Source organism: Rhodococcus sp. IEGM 1379, assembly GCF_030056815.1.
Lineage (GTDB): Bacteria > Actinomycetota > Actinomycetes > Mycobacteriales > Mycobacteriaceae > Rhodococcus_F.
This window is the reverse complement of the sequence record NZ_JASHKR010000004.1, coordinates 1-19,614: the sequence shown is the minus strand read 5'-3', so window position 1 is coordinate 19,614 and position 19,614 is coordinate 1. Positions and strand designations below refer to the sequence as shown.

Annotated in this window: 19 protein-coding genes, 1 tRNA gene and 1 other RNA gene; 10 read left to right on the top strand and 11 right to left on the bottom strand. The window is 61.8% G+C overall.

Annotation, left to right across the window (positions count from 1 at the left end):
• Window positions 1-120: 120 nt before the first annotated feature.
• Window positions 121-1,449: a PucR family transcriptional regulator gene (locus QM600_RS03575; protein WP_283260111.1), complete on the bottom strand. Its 1,329-nt coding sequence runs from the start codon at window positions 1,447-1,449 to the stop codon at window positions 121-123.
• A 97-nt stretch (window positions 1,450-1,546) separates the two neighbouring features.
• Entirely contained in the window at window positions 1,547-4,402 is a 2,856-nt protein-coding gene (gene aceE / locus QM600_RS03570; protein ID WP_502942869.1) for a pyruvate dehydrogenase (acetyl-transferring), homodimeric type, read from the bottom strand.
• A 314-nt stretch (window positions 4,403-4,716) separates the two neighbouring features.
• Between aceE and QM600_RS03565 the strand changes: the two genes are divergently transcribed.
• From QM600_RS03565 to QM600_RS03550, 4 genes are all read left to right on the top strand, one after another.
• Complete coding sequence (locus QM600_RS03565; protein WP_283260110.1) at window positions 4,717-5,268, top strand: Rv2240c family protein; 552 nt, start codon at window positions 4,717-4,719, stop codon at window positions 5,266-5,268.
• 177 nt (window positions 5,269-5,445) lie between these two features.
• Window positions 5,446-5,871, top strand: a complete 426-nt coding sequence (locus QM600_RS03560; RefSeq protein ID WP_094275120.1) for a DUF3052 domain-containing protein — start codon at window positions 5,446-5,448, stop codon at window positions 5,869-5,871.
• A gap of 135 nt (window positions 5,872-6,006) precedes the next feature.
• The gene (locus QM600_RS03555) at window positions 6,007-6,471 is read left to right on the top strand and encodes a peroxiredoxin (protein ID WP_283260109.1); all 465 of its coding nucleotides are present in this window, start codon (window positions 6,007-6,009) and stop codon (window positions 6,469-6,471) included.
• Window positions 6,472-6,503: 32 nt separating this feature from the next.
• Window positions 6,504-6,575, top strand: a tRNA-Val gene (locus tag QM600_RS03550).
• Between the two features lie 593 nt (window positions 6,576-7,168).
• Here QM600_RS03550 and QM600_RS03545 read toward each other — a convergent pair.
• The 4 genes from QM600_RS03545 to QM600_RS03530 all read right to left on the bottom strand — a co-directional run bounded on the left by QM600_RS03545 (window position 7,169) and on the right by QM600_RS03530 (window position 10,162).
• Window positions 7,169-8,113, bottom strand: a complete 945-nt coding sequence (locus QM600_RS03545; RefSeq protein ID WP_283260108.1) for a hypothetical protein — start codon at window positions 8,111-8,113, stop codon at window positions 7,169-7,171.
• Window positions 8,114-8,447: 334 nt separating this feature from the next.
• Window positions 8,448-9,275, bottom strand: coding sequence for a variant leucine-rich repeat-containing protein (locus QM600_RS03540; RefSeq protein WP_283260107.1), 828 nt, complete (start codon window positions 9,273-9,275; stop codon window positions 8,448-8,450).
• A gap of 27 nt (window positions 9,276-9,302) precedes the next feature.
• Window positions 9,303-9,833, bottom strand: a complete 531-nt coding sequence (locus QM600_RS03535) for a variant leucine-rich repeat-containing protein (RefSeq protein ID WP_283260106.1) — start codon at window positions 9,831-9,833, stop codon at window positions 9,303-9,305.
• Window positions 9,809-10,162: a hypothetical protein gene (locus tag QM600_RS03530; RefSeq protein ID WP_283260105.1), complete on the bottom strand. Its 354-nt coding sequence runs from the start codon at window positions 10,160-10,162 to the stop codon at window positions 9,809-9,811. The genes QM600_RS03535 and QM600_RS03530 overlap by 25 nt, the downstream gene beginning before the upstream one ends.
• Window positions 10,163-10,278: 116 nt before the next feature.
• On the opposite strand from QM600_RS03530, the gene QM600_RS03525 reads away from it, so the two are divergent.
• Window positions 10,279-11,280 carry a cobalamin biosynthesis protein gene (locus QM600_RS03525; protein ID WP_283260104.1) on the top strand — a complete coding sequence of 334 codons (1,002 nt, stop codon included), beginning with the start codon at window positions 10,279-10,281 and terminating at the stop codon, window positions 11,278-11,280.
• On the opposite strand, the gene QM600_RS03520 is transcribed toward QM600_RS03525, so the two are convergent.
• From QM600_RS03520 to QM600_RS03510, 3 genes are read right to left on the bottom strand one after another with little or no spacing between them, the layout of a single operon-like run.
• Window positions 11,221-12,114, bottom strand: coding sequence for an SURF1 family cytochrome oxidase biogenesis protein (locus tag QM600_RS03520; RefSeq protein WP_283260103.1), 894 nt, complete (start codon window positions 12,112-12,114; stop codon window positions 11,221-11,223). The genes QM600_RS03525 and QM600_RS03520 overlap by 60 nt on opposite strands.
• 49 nt (window positions 12,115-12,163) lie before the next feature.
• Window positions 12,164-12,637: a low molecular weight protein-tyrosine-phosphatase gene (locus QM600_RS03515; protein WP_283260102.1), complete on the bottom strand. Its 474-nt coding sequence runs from the start codon at window positions 12,635-12,637 to the stop codon at window positions 12,164-12,166.
• A complete protein-coding gene (locus tag QM600_RS03510; protein WP_283260101.1) occupies window positions 12,624-13,307 on the bottom strand; it encodes an HAD-IA family hydrolase in 684 nt (227 codons plus the stop codon). Before QM600_RS03510 ends, QM600_RS03515 begins: the two co-directional genes overlap by 14 nt.
• 56 nt (window positions 13,308-13,363) lie before the next feature.
• On the opposite strand from QM600_RS03510, the gene cobC reads away from it, so the two are divergent.
• The 4 genes from cobC (at window position 13,364) to QM600_RS03490 (ending at window position 17,482) form a co-directional block, all read left to right on the top strand.
• Complete coding sequence (gene cobC, locus QM600_RS03505) at window positions 13,364-14,398, top strand: Rv2231c family histidinol phosphate aminotransferase CobC (protein WP_283260100.1); 1,035 nt, start codon at window positions 13,364-13,366, stop codon at window positions 14,396-14,398.
• A complete protein-coding gene (locus tag QM600_RS03500; protein ID WP_283260099.1) occupies window positions 14,395-15,525 on the top strand; it encodes a Nif3-like dinuclear metal center hexameric protein in 1,131 nt (376 codons plus the stop codon). The genes cobC and QM600_RS03500 overlap by 4 nt, the downstream gene beginning before the upstream one ends.
• 95 nt (window positions 15,526-15,620) lie before the next feature.
• Window positions 15,621-16,358, top strand: a complete 738-nt coding sequence (locus QM600_RS03495; RefSeq protein ID WP_283260098.1) for a zinc ribbon domain-containing protein — start codon at window positions 15,621-15,623, stop codon at window positions 16,356-16,358.
• The gene (locus QM600_RS03490) at window positions 16,355-17,482 is read left to right on the top strand and encodes a bifunctional RNase H/acid phosphatase (RefSeq protein WP_283260097.1); all 1,128 of its coding nucleotides are present in this window, start codon (window positions 16,355-16,357) and stop codon (window positions 17,480-17,482) included. The genes QM600_RS03495 and QM600_RS03490 overlap by 4 nt, the downstream gene beginning before the upstream one ends.
• A 12-nt stretch (window positions 17,483-17,494) precedes the next feature.
• On the opposite strand, the gene QM600_RS03485 is transcribed toward QM600_RS03490, so the two are convergent.
• Window positions 17,495-18,754, bottom strand: coding sequence for an SLC13 family permease (locus tag QM600_RS03485; RefSeq protein ID WP_283260096.1), 1,260 nt, complete (start codon window positions 18,752-18,754; stop codon window positions 17,495-17,497).
• Window positions 18,755-18,774: 20 nt separating this feature from the next.
• Window positions 18,775-19,302: a DUF1697 domain-containing protein gene (locus tag QM600_RS03480; RefSeq protein WP_283260095.1), complete on the bottom strand. Its 528-nt coding sequence runs from the start codon at window positions 19,300-19,302 to the stop codon at window positions 18,775-18,777.
• A 54-nt stretch (window positions 19,303-19,356) separates the two neighbouring features.
• Between QM600_RS03480 and rnpB the strand changes: the two genes are divergently transcribed.
• Window positions 19,357-19,614: RNase P RNA component class A (gene rnpB / locus QM600_RS03475), an RNA gene on the top strand; the annotation flags it as partial.

Genomic DNA, 19,614 nt, shown 5'->3' with positions numbered 1-19,614 from the left:
AGCCGCCTGCGAGATGTCGGTCGCGATGAACTCTGCTTGCGCGTTTTGTAGGTTTCCTACAAATTCCCACGTCGCGGTCCGCTATCGGAATTGGACGTCGAAGAGTTACATCCCGGTTCGTCACATTGTGAAGGTTGTGACCGAAGTTGCCAATTTGTCCACGTTGTTATCGATTTGCGTCAATCGGCCCACGGTAGCTGCTATGCGCAATACGTATGCGTCGCGCGGATTAGTAGGATCCCGACCGGTCACCTCGGTAATTCTTTTGAGTCGATACCGAACGGTATTTGGATGAACAAACAGCTGACGTGCACAAGTCTCAACCGCACCTCCACAGTCGAGATAGGTATCCAAAGTGTCGGTCAAGACGGTGCCGCTCGCAGCTAATGGCGTGACGAGATGATCCTGCAAGGCATCGACCGCGGCCTGGTCTCCCAGGAGTGCGCGTTCGGGCAGTAGTTCCGTCGCGAATACGGGGCGTGGAGCACCCCGCCACCCGACGACAGCCTTGATTCCGGCCAGCGCCTCGGACGCACTGAAATGTGCGGCGCTCAACGTCGGTGTGGTCGGGCCGATCACGACAGGTCCGTCGGCGAAGTTCTTCAACAGATCCTGAATGAATTCACTTTCTTCGGATTTACTGCTCACGTCGCCACTGACAATCATCACGAGGCGACTGCCCTGAACGACAGCGAGCACGGCGCGACCATGAGTTGCCGCAGTGGCGTGAACATTTCCAGCGACCGATACCCGTTCATCCGGCGGCGGCGACCCGACGATGACGGTGGCTGGAGCTGTTGCGTCCCAATTGAGAGTTGCTGCTCGCGAAAGCATGTCCGAACCGGTATCGCCCCGGACAACGGCGTCGACAACCAGCGCCTCCAGACGGGTATCCAGCGCGCCACGAGATTCGGCAGCGCTCGCGTACACCGTCGCGGCCGCGAATCCGAGTTCGCGGCCGTATCTCAGGACAGCTTCCGTCAAAGCGATGAGTTGCTGGTCATTGCGAGCCAACGCCGGCAGCCACTTCTCGAAGAATTCCATCGCGACTCGGACCATGTCGACGGTCTGTCGCAGAGTGAGTCGGCGTGCCAAATCCTGGGGGATGACCGGAAAAGACTCGTACCCGAAGCTGATCTCCGAATCCAACTGCTTGAGCCACTCCAGGAAATTCACCACCGACGTCTGCACCAGCAACTGAACGTCGGCGCGCTGGGACGCGTCGAGACTGTCGAAGAATGGAAGTTCCTCTTCCATCACCGTCACAGCCTCAGTGGCCAGACGGCCGGAGAACTGCTTCACGCGGCGCAGCAATGCGTCCGGCAGTGGATCGCGAACTTGGCGACGCTTGGAAAGCGAAGCCTGCAAACCGGAAGTAGACGGACGAATTCTCCGTACCCCGACTTCAGGCACGCCTGCTTCGGCTACTTCGGGATCAGGTTCGTGCATGCTGCAAAACTTACGCCCATCGCTGTGGATGTCGCGAGGCTGTGGATGGCTCAAGGACACCCGCAGCGATGGGCGCTGGTGGTTAGAGCGGTGAAACTTACGCGCTACCGGTGTCCCCGGTCTGCTCGGGTGCAGCGTTCACGTCGTCGATGCGGTACCGGGCCGCAGCCTCGACGGCCTGTGTGCGATCGATCGAGCCATCCTTCGCCAGTCCGTTCAGAACTGCGACGGTGATGGACTCGGCATCGACGTTGAAGAAACGACGAGCCGCGGTGCGTGTGTCCGAGAAACCGAAGCCGTCGGTGCCGAGCGTGGTGAAGTCGCCCGGTACCCACTGGCGGATCTGATCGGGGACTGCCCGCATCCAGTCGGATGCAGCCACAAGGGGACCCTGCGCCGCCGACAACGCGGTGGTGACAAAGGGAACCGGTGCGTCCTCGGACGGGTTGAGCAGGGCCTGACGCTCGCACTCGACTCCCTCGCGGCGCAATTCACCCCACGACGTGACCGACCAGATGTCTGCAGAGACACCCCACTCGTCGGCCAGCATCTGCTGAGCCCGCAGACCTTCCGGCATTGCCACGCCGGAAACCAGGATCTGTGCCTTCGGCCCTGACGAGTCGGAGGTCTTGTAGAGGTAGATGCCCTTGAGCAGACCCTCGACATCCAAACCGGCAGGTTCGGCCGGCTGAACATACGGCTCGTTGTAGATGGTGAGGTAGTAGAAGATGTTCTCGCCGCCGAAACCGGCCACACCCTCCGTACCGCCGTACATACGACGCAGACCGTCCTTGACGATGTGAGCGAGCTCGTAGGAGAACGCCGCGTCGTAAGTAACCGCTGCCGGGTTGGTCGACGCCAAGAGAAGCGAGTGACCGTCGGCGTGCTGCAAACCTTCACCGGTCAATGTGGTTCGGCCGGCCGTTGCGCCGAGAACGAATCCACGAGCCATCTGGTCAGCAGCTGCCCACAGGCCGTCGCCGGTGCGCTGGAAACCGAACATCGAGTAGAAGATGTACAGCGGGATCATCGGCTCACCGTGCGTGGCATACGACGTGCCGACCGCGGTGAACGACGCCGTCGAACCGGCCTCGTTGATGCCCTCGTGCAGGATCTGACCGACCGAGCTTTCCTTGTAGGCAAGCATCAGGTCGGCGTCGACGGACGTGTAGAGCTGACCGTTGCGGTTGTAGATCTTGAGCGACGGGAACCACGAGTCCATACCAAACGTGCGGGCCTCGTCGGGGATGATCGGCACGATGCGCTTGCCGATTTCCTTGTCGCGCAGCAGTTCCTTCAGGATGCGGACGATGGCCATGGTGGTAGCCACTTGCTGCTTGCCCGAGCCCTTGCGGATGACGTCGTACGTCTTGTCGTCGGGCAGCTTGAGCGGTGCAGCGTCCGTATTACGGGACGGCAGGAATCCGCCGAGAGCCTTACGACGAGCCAGCATGTACTGGATTTCCGGTGAGTCATTGCCGGGGTGGTAGTACGGAGGCAGGTACGGGTTCGCCTCGAGTTCGGCATCCGTGATCGGCACGCGGGTCGAGTCGCGGAAATCCTTGAGATCCTGCAACGTCAGCTTCTTCATCTGGTGCGTCGCATTGCGCCCCTCGAAGCCCTTGCCCAGCGTGTAGCCCTTGATGGTGTGCGCAAGGATGACCGTCGGCTGACCCTTGTGGGCCATGGCAGCCGCATAGGCAGCGTGAACCTTGCGGTAATCATGGCCACCACGCTTGAGGTTCCAGATTTCCTGGTCCGTCAGATCCTTGACCAAATCCTTGGTACGCGGATCGCGGCCGAAAAAGTGGTCACGAACAAAGGCGCCGTCGTTGGCCTTGTACGTCTGGAAATCGCCGTCCGGTGTCACGTTCATCAGATTGACGAGCGCGCCGTCCTTGTCGGCATGCAGCAGTGAATCCCACTCGCGTCCCCAGACGACCTTGATGACATTCCAGCCGGCGCCGCGGAAGAACGACTCCAACTCCTGGATGATCTTGCCGTTGCCACGGACGGGGCCGTCGAGGCGCTGCAGGTTGCAGTTGACGACGAACGTCAGGTTGTCGAGGCCTTCGGTCGCCGCCACATGAGCGAGACCGCGTGACTCCGGCTCGTCCATCTCGCCGTCGCCGAGGAATGCCCAGACGTGCTGATCGGTAGTGTCCTTGATGCCGCGATCACTCAGGTAATGGTTGTACCGAGCCTGGTAGATCGCATTCATCGGGCCCAAGCCCATGGATACCGTCGGGAACTCCCAGAAATCGGGGAGCAGACGCGGATGCGGGTACGAGGGGAGTCCGCCGCCGAAATCAGCGTGGCTCTTCTCCTGGCGGAACCCGTCCATCTGCTCGGCCGGGATGCGGCCCTCGAGGAACGCGCGTGCGTAGATACCGGGGGAGGCGTGACCCTGGATGAAGATGTGGTCGCCGCCGCCCGGATGTTCCTTGCCGCGGAAGAAGTGGTTGAAGCCGACCTCGTAGAGCGCGGCCGAAGATGCGTAAGTTGAGATGTGGCCGCCGACGCCGACGCCCGGACGCTGCGCACGGTGCACCATGATGGCCGCGTTCCAGCGAATCCACGCGCGGTAACGACGCTCGACTTCTTCGTCACCGGGGAACCACGGTTCGTTTTCGGTGGGGATGGTGTTGACGTAATCGGTCGATGTCAGCGCGGGCAGTGCAACGTGCTTCTCGCCGGCGCGTTCGAGCATCCGCAGCATCAGATAGCGGGCGCGGGTGGGGCCGGACCGGTCCAGGAGTCCGTCGAATGACTCGAGCCATTCGGTGGTCTCGTCGGGGTCGATATCCGGAAGGTACGACGCAACACCTTCACGGATGACGCGTACTCGGCCGTCCGTTCCGGGCGTGGGATTGGGTGACGGTGACCCCGTCACTCCCGTTCCGCCGGATTCGGCGTTGGGCTGCGACGCGGGACCCTGGATCAGGTCAGACAACGTTTGCTCCTCATTGGGTTTGGGGACGCATGGTTGGGCGTCCTCTGCAGGTGATCGAGACCTTGTTAGGCCCGATCCACTTCCATGATGAATATGGCGCGTACCTCAATCTTTCACCATCCCGGTCGGCCAGGCACACTGTGGCCCTGGTTACCGTCGGGTAGCCTTTCTCAGTTCGGCGCCCGCCGGCGATCGTTGCCGGTAGCGACAGGGAGTGTGGGCCTTCGCGAGTTGCCGCAATTGCGGTTCGTCGGCGACAGTGGTTTGTGGCGACAATGATTGCGGCGCCAGTGGTTTTCTAGGGGAGGCGGATCGTGGGACCGAAAAAGAGTGGGGGCAGGGCCCGGCGGAGCGCACTCGCCCTCGCACTCGGAGCTATGGCAGTGGGATCGGTAGCGATTGTCGGCTGTTCAGGCGCTGTCGAAGGATTACCGAAGCCCAACGCGGCTCAGGCTGCCGACTATCAGGCAGAAGTGACGTCGTCGGTGGTGGCTGTCTCGTCGTCGAAAGCAGCTGCGGCTGCAGCCGAAAACACCTTTGCGATTTGCGAAGAGATGATGATTCGCTCCAAGGACGACGTCGCTACGTTCAACGCGTACATCGATGCCAATAACAACGATGCTTCCGACGTCAAGGCCAAAGGGCGCGCTGCGGTGTCTTCGGCTGACGAGATGGCGTCGTGGCTCAAAGACGTTGCCGGAGACCTCCCATCGGAGCTGTCCGGATTGTTCTCGGACCTTGCGGGCAGCTTGAGTGACACCGCCCGCGTCGTCGAACGTAGTCACTCGGCCTCCGAAATCAACTCGATCACCGATACAAATAATTCGATTCGAGATTCGATCCGCAGCGAATGTGGAGCCTTGTGACCTGCGCAGATTCGAAGGCGTAAGGTTTCGGGAGTGTCAACAGGCGCTGATTGGCAAAAGTTTTCGGCGTGGTCGGCTTGCGCTAACGCCTCTGACCCTGTTCGCTTTCCCTAACCGAACAACAAACGTTAGGTGTGCGGGGACTCCGCACACCATCAACAAAAGGAGGACCTCACCGTGGTCGCCGCGGCGGATGCCCAGAACTACGCTCAGAAACTAGGGATTACTGCCGACATGGTGGTGCAGGAACTGGGCTGGGACGAGGATACCGACGACGGCATTCGTGCCGCGGTTGAGGAAACCATCGGCGGGGAAATGCTCGACGAGGACTCGGACGAGGTCATCGATGTCGTGCTGCTCTGGTGGCGCGACGAGGACGGCGACCTTGTCGACGCCCTGATGGATGCCATTGGTCCTCTCGCAGACGAAGGTTTTGTCTGGATCCTGACCCCCAAGACAGGCCTCGACGGTCACGTCGAGCCCAGTGAGATCGCTGAATCTGCACCTACAGCCGGCTTGACTCAGACTTCGGCCGCGAACCTCGGTGATTGGTCGGCCAGCCGACTCGTGCAACCGAAGGCTCGTCCGGCCGGCAAGCGCTGACCAGGACTTCCTCTGTAAGCAGTAGTGCATCGGACGGCGCAAGCGCGACGTCCGATGCATTTTCAGTTTCCGGCACATTTTCAGTTTCTGATGCACTGTCAGTTTCCGATGCACTGTCCAGTTAAGGAATCGCTCATGCCTATCGAAGTTGGTGCCCAGGCACCGGAATTCACGTTGAAGGATCAGAACAATCAGGAAGTCTCGCTTTCCGACTTCCGTGGCAAAAAGAACGTTTTGCTCGTCTTCTACCCGTTGGCCTTCACCGGAACATGCCAGGGTGAGCTCTGCAAGGTTCGTGACGAACTACCCACGTTCGAAAACGACGACACCGCAATCCTGGCCATCTCTGTCGGTGCTTCGCCGACGCACAAGATCTGGTCGGCTGAGCAGGGTTACACCTTCCCGTTGTTGGCTGATTTCTGGCCGCACGGCGAGGTTGCGGCGAAGTACGGCGTGTTCAACGACAAGTTGGGCTTCGCGAACCGTGGAACATTTGTCATCGACAAAGACGGAATCGTCCGCTTCGCTGAGATGAATGGTCCCGGAGAGGCCCGTGACCACGGGCTTTGGGCAAACGCCATCGCTGCGTTAGAGTCTTAGAGCACTCCCGGTGAGGTTCTCGCCGGGAGTTCGGGCGTGTAGCTCAGTGGTAGAGCTCTGGTTTTACACACCAGCGGTCGGGGGTTCGAAACCCTCCGCGCCCACCGAAAGACAAAGCCCCGGTTCGCATGTAGATGCGGGCCGGGGCTTTTTCTATGCCCTATCGGCAGCCGGCTGTTCGTCTTCTGCCCACATTTTGCCCACGCCAGGTTTCGCCCGCGCCCCGCTGAGCGTCGTCGCAACGACCTTCAGGTCGTCGTCAAACAGATCGGTGTACACATCCAGGGGCATCCGCAGCCGATGCGTGCCCAAGCCATGCCGAGACAGCCGGGATAGGTGTGCCGTTGATGACCAAATCAGGCTCGCAGAGGACTTGCGTCGTCGTGCAGATTGATCACAGGCACGTCGGCATGCTCACGCGGTCTTCCAGCGATCAGTTGGATCGTCGGGGTACATCGAGCAGCCGTAGCAGCGGGACGTAGCAGCTTCCCTTCAACTACGCCCCGCTGCATCCGCGACGATCGTACTTACGTCGCGTTCAATCGATCCGGATCAGCAAACGACGCTAACCGGACTCTGGCACCATCGTGGCGAGAGTTGCACCCGAAAAACGTATCTCGGGCTACCGGGAGGTCGACGGCACCGTCTCTGGCTCTCGAACGGGCCATGTCACGTCCCCGCGGGACCGTGACAGCCGCTATCGACTTGCGGTGCTGCCCTCGATCGGATGGGTTGCGCTGATCAGCTTCGCAAAACAGTGGTCGGCGGAGAGTCCGTTGGTGCTGCACCACCGGTTTGCATCGGCTGAATCCGAATACGTCACGCCGGCGACCGTGATCCAGAAATCCTTGGAACTAAACACACTCCATTCGCCCGACCACAGCAGTTTGACGTTCGGGTACCGCAGCCTGAGTTCGAGATGTTCACGCAGCATCTCGGTGTTGTTCCAGGTGACGCCGTCGGCAACGAGTCCGAGTCGCTTCGAGCTGATCTGTGGGACCCACTTTTCTCCAAGTTGGCTCAAAACTACTGGTCTGTCGGCATCGCCGATTGCGCGAAGGGCATCGTAGCTGGCCTTTTCGACGTCACCGGTCGACGGCGACGCCGGTGCGGTCGCGTCGAATGATGTGCTCCGTGAAAGGAATTCGCCTGACTGTGCTCCGGTGGTTCCGGATTGCTGGCTTTCGATTACAAATGTCGATGCGGAGGGCGACGGCAACGACTCAGGGGTCCGCCAGAATGCGCCGATCGGGAATCGGAATATCTGTTCGGTGTACTTCTGTCCGCCGGTATCGGTGCGTGGCACAAATATCGGGGTGGACGAGAAGTTGAAGTAGCCGGACGCCACATTCGCACCTGACGCGCTCACGGATACTCGAGTTCGACTCGATGCGAGGACATCGCCGGTTGGACAGGTCGCCGTGATCTTCATCGTCACCGCCAGCGCGCCGGAGTCGGTCACGATTTTTGTCGGAGTGAACGTCGGTGGGGTCCCGCATCGGGTGACGTAACTGTCACTGGCGTCGGGACTGGCGGCCTTGTCTGCAGCGGCGGCTTCATAGTCTCCACTGTCGCTGTTGTTTTGCCGAAAGTGGCTTATGCCGAAAAATGCGCCGAGCGCCAGGACGACGATCAGCGTCACAGCGCCGGCCGCAATCAGTATCGGGGTCTGCCGGTTGCGCGTTGGCTGTGCAGTTGCAGGCGACCGATTGGGGGCCGGCGGTTGTGCGTATTGCGGGGGTCTGCCAGACGGCGAGGGCTGAGGGAATGGGGAGGGTTGTGTGTAGGGCGCCGGTTGTGTGTACGGATCCTGGGGGACCTGGCCCGTCGACGTCGGTGAATTCTTTTGCAACCGAACTGGAATCGTCTGATCGACTGGTGGCGCTGCAGACGGTGGTGGCGGTGGGCCGGGTTGCGGGGGTGGGGGAGGCGGTGGCGGTGGCGGTGGAATTGTCATCACGTGACCTCCTGGTCCGTCAGACCGAAACCCGGGAAGACAACGCGCGGTTGATGTCCGGATCGTCGATCGCTCGCAACCAAGTGATCAGTCCGGGATAGCAATTCGGGTTTGCCGCAACCAGTACTCGCAATGACGGCTCGTGTTCGGCGATCTGGGACAGCAGTGCTTGCGACGTATTCGGGTTCGATGCCTGCTCGGCGGTGAATCGCGGAGCGGGTGCAGTGCTTTGGAAAGGTGCAGAGCCCTGAAAAGGTACAGAGCCCTGGAATGCGGGCGTTGTCAACGTGTTTGGAACGTTGGGCGAGGATGGCGGAGTTGTGTTCGGGAATGAGGGAGCGGGCGGCATCGGCAGGGCGGTTCCGTCGCCGAACAGAAGGTCACGGATGGCTGCCTGGGCGTAGGCGACCTTGTTTCGCTCCGACTTCGCGGCCTGCGCGACAAGCGTGCCTGCACCAGTATTCCGGATCACGAAAGCTAAATGGTGCGCCTTGAAGAAGCACGCTATCGCTATGGCGAGTTGCAGGAGTCCGAAAAGTGTACCGAGGACATCGAGGCCGATGAAGGACATGAGTGCCCAAATAAGGAAGACTGTGCCCGCTCCTATCAACTTGGTGGAAAACGATTCACCTGCACTGACCTGCGCGATATGACTGATCGGGCTCGCATGCTCGTTGTAGCCCATCGGGATGATTCCGAAGAGCGTATTGGGGCGTCGGACGATGATTCTCTTGTCGGTCAGTGTCACGGTTGTCGTGAGGTGGGTGAGAATCATGTTGGGGCAGAACTGTTCGGAGAACCTGACTACTTCACCGGGCGCTATCGCAATGGAGTTCGGCTGATTCATGAGTGCTCCTTGTAGTCAGAACTGTGGTCAGAACTGTTGCTGCTGAGGTCGTTGTCGAAGTGCCTCGTTGACGGCCGGATCGCCCAGTGCGGCTAACCAATCGAGCAATGCGGGGTACGCGGCAGGATTTCGGGCGACAAGCGGTCGAAGATGCGGGTGGGCCCAGGCCAACTGCATGAGTGCCGTCTGATCGGTTCGTGGATCGGAGGCCGCGACGGCGTCGGGATCGGTCGAGGCAATTGCAGGATTTGCAAGGTCCGAGCGGACGGCCCCCACGATGGGGACCATTCGTGCGAATGTGGCGGGGAGGTTCTCCAACAGTGGTCCGCCGGTAGCCAAAGAGAGTCCGTACAGCAAGGCACACAACAAGATCAAGAATCCGGGCCAGGTGGCGGCCGATGCCGTCCACGAGATGATCGCGGCGACCAGTAGAACGCAGAAGCCGATTGCGCCGGGGACGGGTGCGGTGATGTGTCGTTTGATGATCTCCACGATGTGGATGCTCCAATCCGTCGAGCGAATATCAGGATTTGTCAGTACACGAGCGAGATTCCGCATGTCGACGCGATATGCCGTGTGGCGTCCACGATCTCGTCGACTTCGTAGGACTCGTCGCGGATACTTTCGAGATCCTTGGAATCTTGTTGGATGTCGGAGTCGTCGGAGTAGTTTCCAGCGGCGCGCACGAGTTTGTCGAGGCTTACGTTCACCGAGGTGTTGTGGAAGTAGGTATACGAGTTCAGTTCGCTGGCAACATCCTTGTACGCATCGCAGACATCACTGCGTGAGCTGGTCCCGTAGAGCAGCAGGCTCACCGCGAGCGCAACGGCTGCGATCACCGGGAGATTGAGGACGTACGGCCACACTTTTCCGACGATGAAGTTCATGCAAGTCTCCGAGGCTCATTCGGTTGTGGACGTACAACCGGATCAGCTAAACACGACGAATAGGGCCGTCACAGTCCTCTGTTCGACCGACAGGTCAGGCTTGATAGAACTATCAAGTGCCACGCCCATCGAATTGTTCTCCGTCCACTGCACGCGCCGTCGGCCTGCTACTCGGTTTTGCCGCCGATCGTTGCTTTGCGGACCCGGCACGATTTCACCCCGTCGCCGGTTTCGGGACGAGCGCCGCTGCGCTCCAGCAGTTTTCGTATCGTGACAACAAGATCGCCGGAGTTGCCCACGTCGCGGTGCTGATCACCGGGGTTGCGGTGCTGGGCACCGTGAGCAGCCGAGTTGCTGTTCGAGCCGGGTGGCTGGCCGACGTCGGCGTGACGGCAGCGGCAACGTGGGCCGTGCTGGGTGGGACGTCGCTCGCCCGCACGGGAAACGACATGGCAGTTCGGTTGGAGACCTCGCGCACGACCGGAGACCTCACCGCTGCGCGTGAGCTACTTTCGTCGCTCTGCGGCCGCGATCCGTCGGTACTCGACGAGGAGGGCCTGACACGAGCGGCACTCGAATCCGTCGCCGAGAACACCTCCGACGCCACAGTCGGTGCACTGTTCTGGGGTGCGGTCGCGGGAGTTCCGGGCTTGTTCGTCTACCGCGCTGCAAACACCCTCGACGCGATGATCGGCTATCGGTCGGAGAAATACCGAAACTTCGGGTGGGCTGCCGCCAGATTCGACGATGTGGTGAACATCGTGCCGGCCCGGTTGACGGGCGTCCTCACGGTCGCGTCGGCGCCGCTGATCGGAGGTTCGGCACGAGAGTCGCTGCAGGCGTGGAGGCGTGACGCGTCCGCGCATCCGAGCCCCAATGCGGGTGTCGCCGAAGCCAGCGCGGCGGGTGCTTTGGGGATTTCGCTCGGGGGTCGTACGCAGTACGCGCATGGCGTCGAACAACGCCCGGTACTCGGAAACGGGACAGCCCCGACGCCGACGGATTTGCGTCGGGCGTCGAGGCTGTCCTCGGTGGTTCAGATCGGTGCGGCGGCAGTGTCAGCGGGAATTGCCGTAGCGGTCGGCAAGTCTGGCTTCCTTCGCCGTTCGCGGCACTGACACGGGCTCGGGCTTGCGGAGCCGACTGCTTCGGGCCGGTGCTGGAGGTGCTTCAGGGGTTGAGTCGTCGGGAGTTGTCCCGGCCTCGGCCAGCGCCTTCTCCTTGCGGCGCTCACGCCATTCAGCCCGAATGAAGTAGGCGAGTCCGAGAGGCGCCATGATGCCGAACGCGAGCCACTGGAAGCCGTATGAGAGATACGGACCGGCGTCGAGCTGGGGGAGCGGAATGGTACCGAGACCACCCGGCTGATCGGGTTCGAGCTGGATGTACGCGTCGACGAGATCGGTGCCGATGAACTCGCCGATCGGTCGGGCGTCGATCGAGTAGACCTGTTTCGCTCCGTCTTCGACCATCGGAACCCGGCCGGGCGCTGTGCCTTCGGAGAGACGAATACGACCGTTCAAGGTGACGGGATCGGTCGGCGGGGCCGCGATCGGAGGTGCCTCGGCGCCGTTGATCGGGCGTACGTAACCGCGATTGACCAGGATGGTTCGGCCGTCGTCCAGCACGAACGGTGTCAGTACCTCGTACGACGGCGCGCCCTCGATGGACTGGAGGCGGACGAGGATATCGGCATCGGGTTGGTATGACCCGGTGTCCGTGATGTTTCGCCACTCGTCGTCCGGAGCGATAGTTCCGTCGGCAATGACCTCGCCGACGGGCACTGTCTCCGCGTTGATGGAATTGGAGATCAGATCGTTGCGATGCTCGGTAGTGGTGTTCTTGCCGAGTTGCCACGGCGCCAGCACCGTGAAGCAGAGGTAAGCGAAGAGGCCGACCACAGCTGCCAGTACCAACCAACCGGGCCGCAACATAAATTTGAGTCTTCGCACGACTACTACGGTATCCGTTCTCGATTGGTGAGTGAATTCGCTCCGACGATTACAGCCGTCCTCGGATCCAGACCAGGATGTCGGGAATCGCCGCTTCGATCTGATCTCGGACCAATTCGAAGCCGTCGAAGTCGCCGTAGTAGGGGTCCGGCACCGAACTCCCGTCCGCGTCGCGGTCGAAAGACCGCAGGAGTCGCCTTCGCTCAGTCGGGACGCCGAGATGCGCAAGCTCACGGTCGTGGCCGGTGTCGAGGGGGACAACGAGGTCTGCCGACAGATGGTCCGGGTCGACCTGTGCGGCGCTGTGCCCAGTCGGATAGTTGGCTGCTCGGAGGACGATGTTGGTGCGCTCGTCAGCTTCCTTGCCGCTGTGCCAGTTTTCGATCCCGGCGCTGCTCACACGGACCCGATCGCTGAGCCCTTCGCGCTCGAGATGTCCGAGAAGGATCTTCTCCGCCATCGGTGAGCGGCAGATGTTTCCGGTGCACACAAAGGTGACGTGAAGGGGTTCAGAGACGGCCATCGAGGAGTCCTCCCAATTCGGATGTCGACGCGACGGAGCGATGAGCGCCGTGGGCTTCGGATGTGCTGCCGTAGCCCCATTCGACGAACAGTGCGGGAATTCCGAACTTGGCTGCGCCGAGAACGTCGTGGTCTCGATCGCCGATCATCAGGACGTCCGGGGTGCCGCCGTCGGCCGCTGTCACCGGGGTGAGCCCGAGCGAGGTCAGTGAGTGCGCAATCACATCAGGCTTGGCGCGGCGGACACCGTCGTTGCTCGCGCCGCCGATGAACTCGAAGTGCTCGGCGAGTCCGAAATGCTCGAGGATGCGGATGGCAAACCGCTCGGACTTCGACGTCGCGACACCCAAGCGGGTCCCGTTGGCCTTGGCACGCGCGAGGACCTCGTCCATACCGTCGAATACGGAGTTCTCACTCCAGCCGACGGCGTCGTAGCGCTCGATGTAGGTGTTGATTGCCGTCTCTACCTCGGCATTTGTCATTCCCAGCGACCGAAATGTGTCGATCATCGGTGGCCCGATGACGGCGGCCAGCATTTTCTCCGTCGGCTCCGGGTGTCCGACGGCAGCGAGGGCGTGCCGAAATCCGGCGTGAATGCCGGGCGCCGAGTCGGTGATGGTGCCGTCGAGATCGAAGAGAACTACGGGGAAGGCGTCGAGAGTTTGAGTCACAGAAGGTCATTGTCCCCGACGAAGTGAGCCGTGTCCGCGCCCGTAGGCTTTGGTGCGTGAGTATCGGAACGGGCAACCTGGACAGTCTGCGTCATCACGGGGACGTCGACGCTGCTCCGGGTCTACTCGATTTTGCCGTCAACGTTCAGGGGGACGGTCCGCCGCCCTGGCTGCGGGAACGTCTTGCACTCGAGCTGTCGACGCTCGGTTCGTACCCGTCGGCGCCGGCGGAATTGCGGGCTCGGGAAACGGTTGCGGCGCGGCACGGACGCACTCCGGACGAGGTGTTGTTGCTGGCCGGCGGGGCTGAGGGGTTCGCGATGTTGCCGCGGCTGGGTTCAGCGTCCGCTGCCTTGATTCATCCGTCTTTCACCGAACCGGAATTGGCGTTGCGGGAGGCCGGCGTGCCGGCGGTGCAGGTGATTCTGGAACCTCCGTACGCACTGCGAACAGCAGTTGTGCCTGATGAAGCGGATCTTGTGGTGCTGGGAAACCCCACCAATCCGACCTCGGTGCTGCATCCGAAAGCGGACATCCTGGCCCTGCGTCGTCCCGGCCGGATTCTTGTGGTCGACGAGGCCTTCGGCGACGCGATACCGGGTGAAACCGAGAGCATTGCCGACCTGTCGTTGCCGGACGTGCTGGTGTTGCGCAGTCTGACCAAGACCTGGGCGCTGGCGGGATTGCGCTGCGGATATGCGCTCGGCGCACCCGACGTGCTCGAAAAACTGGCACATGGACGCGCGCATTGGCCGCTCGGCAGCCTGCAGATCGAAGCAATCAGAGCGTGTTGCGAACCGTCGGCGGTGGCGGAGTCACAGGCGAAGGCAGCCGTGATCGCGGATCAGCGCGCCGCACTATGCGAAAAATTACGTTCCATCGGTGTCGCCGTCCACGAACCGTCGGCGGCGCCCTTTGTTCTCATCGAACTTCCCGATGGCGAAGCGATGCGGACGCACCTGCGGACTCGCGGCATCGCAGTGCGGCGGTGCGATACGTTTCCGGGACTCGGCCCGAATCACGTGCGACTCGCTGTCCGTCCACCGCAGCAGGTGTCGATATTGATCGACGTGATGAAGGAGTTTTTGTGAACACAACACTTGCCGACGTCATCGCGGCCCTCGAGGCTGCGTATCCACCCGCACTGGCTGAATCCTGGGATTCCGTCGGACTGGTGTGTGGGGATCCGGCAGATTCCGTGAGCCGAGTCGTCTTCGCCGTGGATCCGACGGAAGCCGTGGTTGACGACGCCATTGCTTCGGGTGCCGATCTGCTGGTGGTGCACCATCCGCTGCTCCTTCGCGGGGTGGATACCGTCGGCGCGCACACGCCGAAGGGCGCTCTGGTGCACAAGCTGATCAAGGCGGGATGTGCGTTGTTCTCGGCGCACACGAATGCAGATTCGGCAGATCCCGGAGTTTCCGACGCGCTCGCCGATGCTCTCGGTTTGACGGTATTGCGTCCGATCGAACCGAAACCGTCTGCGCCGCTCGACAAGTGGGTGGTGATGGTGCCGAGCCCCGATACCGTCGCTGTGAGGGAAGCGCTGTTCGCGGCCGGCGCCGGCCGGATCGGCGACTACAGCAAGTGCAGTTGGACGGTGACCGGCACCGGCCAGTTCCTTCCCGGCTCTGGGGCGAATCCGACGGTCGGCAGTGTCGGTGCGATCGAGCAGGTGAGCGAAGATCGTGTCGAGGTCATCGCGGCGCGAAACAAGCGCGGGGCCGTGCTCGAGGCATTGCGCACCGCGCATCCGTACGAGGAACCGGCCTTCGACGTATTCGAACTCGCAGCATTCCCGAGTTCATTGGGTTTGGGCCGCATAGGTGAGCTTCCGCACCCCGAGACTCTGCGTGAGTTCACCGCGCGTGTCGCAAAGGCATTGCCGTCGACGGAGTGGGGCGTCCGCGCCGCGGGTGACCCCGACGCGATGGTGCGCACAGTCGCTGTCTGCGGGGGCTCCGGAGATTCGTATCTCGCGACGGTGTCGGCATTGGGCGTCGATGTCTATGTGACGTCCGACCTGCGACATCACCCCGCCGACGAGCATCTGCGGGCCGGTGGACCGGCCTTGGTCGACGTCGCGCATTGGGCCAGCGAGTTTCCGTGGTGCGGGCAGGCAAAGTCGGTGGTTGACGATGCCTTCGGGTCCATTCCCGGGTGGGAGAGTCGGGTATCGACAATTCGCACGGATCCGTGGTGCTTGAGTGCGTCGTAGGTCGGCCCCGATCAAGGTACGGTTGCACGAACATTTCAACAGTAGTTTTTTCATGAGTCGTGCCGACCTCGGACATACAGCAGGAGTTACACAGCGTGAACGTCCAACCACAGGTGCAAGCCAAGCTTCTCGACCTCGCCGGCGTGGATGCGGAGCTCACCCGGATCGCACACCGTCGCAACGCGCTTCCCGAGCAGCAGGAAGTGGACAGTCTCGAGGCTGAACGCATCAGCCGCAAGGACGCGTCGGTTTCCGTCGAGATCCAGATCGATGACATCGATCGCGACATTCGTAAGCTCGAGGGCGAGATCGACGCTGTTCGTCAGCGTGAAGACAAAGACCGAACTCTCTTGCAGAGCGGTAGCGTGGGCGCGAAGCAGCTCACCGAACTCGAACACGAACTGGGCAGCCTCGTCCGTCGGCAGGGGATCCTCGAAGACGAGTTGCTCGAAATCATGGAACAGCGTGAAGCGCTGCAGGCAGATCACGATCACGCCGGTGCGCAGCTTTCGCAGGCTGAAGACGAGTTGGTCGATGCGAAGCGTCGCCGCGACGATGCAGTCGCTGATCTGAACAAGTCGCAGGAGCGTTGCCTCGCGGATCGCGAACGTCTGGTCGGCGAATTCCCGGCTGATTTCCTGGCCGTGTACGAGAAGCAGCGCACTCAAGGCGGACCGGGTGCAGCACTTCTTCAGGCTCGCCGTTGTGGTGCGTGCCGGATCGAAATCGACCGTGCCGAGATTTCGCGCATTGCAGGCGCACCGTCCGATGCTGTTGTCCGCTGCAATGAGTGCGGCGCAATCATGGTTCGTACCAAGGAGTCCGGTCTGTGAGTTCGTCACAGGTCATCATCGAGGCTGATGGTGGATCGCGAGGCAATCCGGGTCCGGCGGGGTACGGCGCCGTCGTTTTCGACGAGGCTCGCACTGTGCTCGCGGAGCGCAAGGAGAGCATCGGCATCGCCACCAACAATGTGGCGGAATACAGCGGACTCATCGCCGGATTGACCGCTGCGGGTGAACTCGGAGCGACCGACGTGGAGGTCCGGATGGACTCCAAACTTGTGGTCGAGCAGATGTCCGGACGCTGGAAGGTCAAGCACCCGGACATGATTCCGCTTCAGCGGCGCGCCGCTGAATTGGCTAAGCAGTTCTACCGCGTGACGTACACCTGGATTCCCCGGGCCGAGAATTCGCACGCGGATCGCCTGGCAAACGAGGCGATGGATGCTGCGGCCGGCATCGAAACAAAGACGGCACCGGTTGCCGCTCCGGAGGACGCACCCTCCGAGTCGACATCAGAACCTCAGATCGCCGGGTCGCCGGGTTGGGTTGCCACCACCGGCAAGCCGACGCGAATGTTGTTGCTACGTCACGGTCAGACCGCGATGTCGGTAGATCGTCGTTACTCCGGTCGGGGAAATCCGATCCTGACCGCATTGGGCCGCGCCCAAGCTGCCGGGGCCGCAGCGCGATTCGGAAGCCGCGGCGGTATCGATGCCATCGTCTCGTCGCCGTTGGGTCGGACTCGTGAAACCGCCGAGGAATCGGCGCGTGTTCTGGGACTGCCGGTGATCGAGCACAAGGGTTTGATCGAAACCGATTTCGGCGACTGGGACGGTCTGACGTTCAGTGAAGCGGCCGAGCGTGATCCGGAACTGCACCATAGGTGGCTGTCCGACACCTCGGTGAAGCCGCCCGGAGGCGAGAGCTTCGACGAGGTCCGTGAGCGTGTGATTGCCGCGCGTGACTATTTGATCGCAACGTACGGCGGCGCAACCCTTCTCGTCGTTTCACACGTGACGCCGATCAAGACTCTCGTGCAGCTGGCACTCGATGCCGGTCCGTCGGTGCTGTACCGCTTGCATCTGGATTTGGCGTCGTTGAGTATCGCCGAGTTCTATCCTGATGGGGGAGCATCCGTTCGGCTTGTGAACGACACGTCGCACTTGCGCTAGCCGCAACACCAGTTACAACACCAGCCACAGTGCGCTCACCGCGACAAGCAGGGTGAGCGGCGTTGTGGCCAGGCCGAGCTTTGTGAAGGTTGCCAGCGTGGGCGCAGCGCCCACGCTGGTGGCCACACGCCTCCACAGCATCGTCGCCAGTGAACCGACATAAGTCAGGTTGGGTCCGAGGTTGACCCCGATGAGCATGGCCAGCAGTAGCCCCGGTGGCGCCGACGGACCGAGTGCCGCGATCATCAACAACGTGGCCGGCAGATTGTTCACCAGATTCGAGGCCAGCGCCGCCACCGTCGCAACAACGAACAGTGAGACGAAGCTCGTGTCCGACGGCAGGATCCGTCCGATCCAGTCTCCGATCGGTCCGTGCGCGACGCCTGCCACGACAACGCCGAGCACCAAGACAAAAGCACAGAACCACAGGTCTGCGGCGTACAGAATTTTTCGTAGATCGGTTCGGCGTCGACGCAACGCCACACTGCTGAGCACGCAGGCGCCCGCAACCGCGACCCAGGCAGGCTCGATACCGACGAATCCCGAAGCGGCAAAGCCGACGAGCGTTGCTCCGATGACAACCAACGGCAGGGTCGGCGCATGCACGCGCGGGCTCGGCTGAGCAGGCTCGGCATGATCGGTCGCTTTCAGTTCCGCGTCACTGGTCGCTTTCAGCTCCGTCCGAAAGAACAGCCGGAATATCAGGTACTCCATCACGATCGTCACAACCCACGGCAGGGCCATCAGCGCGGTGAAATGCAGGAAGGTCAGACCTGTCGCCGAGAATGCGATGAGGTTCGTCAGATTGGAAATCGGCAGCAGCGTCGAAGCCGAATTGGAGAGGTGCGCAGCGGCATACGAGTGGGGGCGCGGACTGGCCCCCACTGCTCGGGCTGCCCCGATCACTGCCGGTGTCAGAAGGACGACGGTCGCGTCGAGGCTCAGGACCGCAGTAGTCATGGCGGCCGCGATGAACACGCAGATCAGGAGTCGTCGTGGGTCGCGCCGTGATTGTTTCTGCAGGACTTGGCTTACCCAACCGAAGACACCCAACGCATCGGCGGCGTGCGCGAGTATCAGCACCGCCACCAGGAAGACGACGGTCGGAGTCATCGTCGCTACTTCGGTACGGGCCTCGGTGAGGCTGACTGCGCCGGTGAGTACGACGACCAGCGCAGCGGGGCCGGCGACAACTATTTCGGGAAGACCACGCGGGCGGGCGATCGCGAAGATCAGGACCGCGGCGACCAGAAGGATCGGAAGCAGATTCACGGGCGGGTGTCAGCCGAGTTCTATCGCAGCAGTTTGTTGAGGGTGTTGAGGTTGCGGGTGGTGGTGAACGCCTTGAACTTCGGCTTGCCGGTGTATTTGCCGACGACGCTCTTGAGCGTCATACCCTTCTCGACTTCCCAGTACAGCACTCCGTCGCCGACGCCGATCTGCTCGAGGTTCGGATCGAGTTGGTCTGACAGCGAAGCTAATTCGTCGAGTACAGCAGGTTCGGACGCGATGATCGCGTAGGAGTGCCAGCCCTCGTGGTCGGGATCGAAGGGATAGTTGTCGACGATCGCCCTCAGTGCCGGTGTGTCCAGCACAAAAACCCACGCCTCGTAGCCGAACTCAGTGTTCAGTGCCGTCTCGATCTGTTGCTTCAAAGCCGCCACAGTTGTGCTGTCGCTGTCGAAAAGAACGTTGCCGGATGCGAGGACCGTCTTGACGTTCTCGAAATCGAGTTGAGTGAAGACGCGGGCCAGGTCCACCATCTTGATGTTGATACCGCCGACATTGATGCCGCGTAGCAGGGCAACGTACCGAGTCATACAGAGACCATAGTGTGGACCACCGACAGAGACCCGGTAACCTACTGGGGCGGACGAGTTGGCTGGGCGGCTGCGGATCGGGGAACCTGCGCGTAGTGCGCACAGGCCTCGAGTCGAGGAAAGTCCGGACTCCACAGAGCAGGGCGGTTGCTAACGGCAACCCGAGGTAACTCGCGGGACAGTGCCACAGAAAACAGACCGCCGGCCTTTCGAGGCAGGTAAGGGTGAAACGGTGCGGTAAGAGCGCACCAGCACCCCGGGTGACCGGGGTGGCTAGGTAAACCCCGCCCGGAGCAAGGTTGAAGGTCGCAT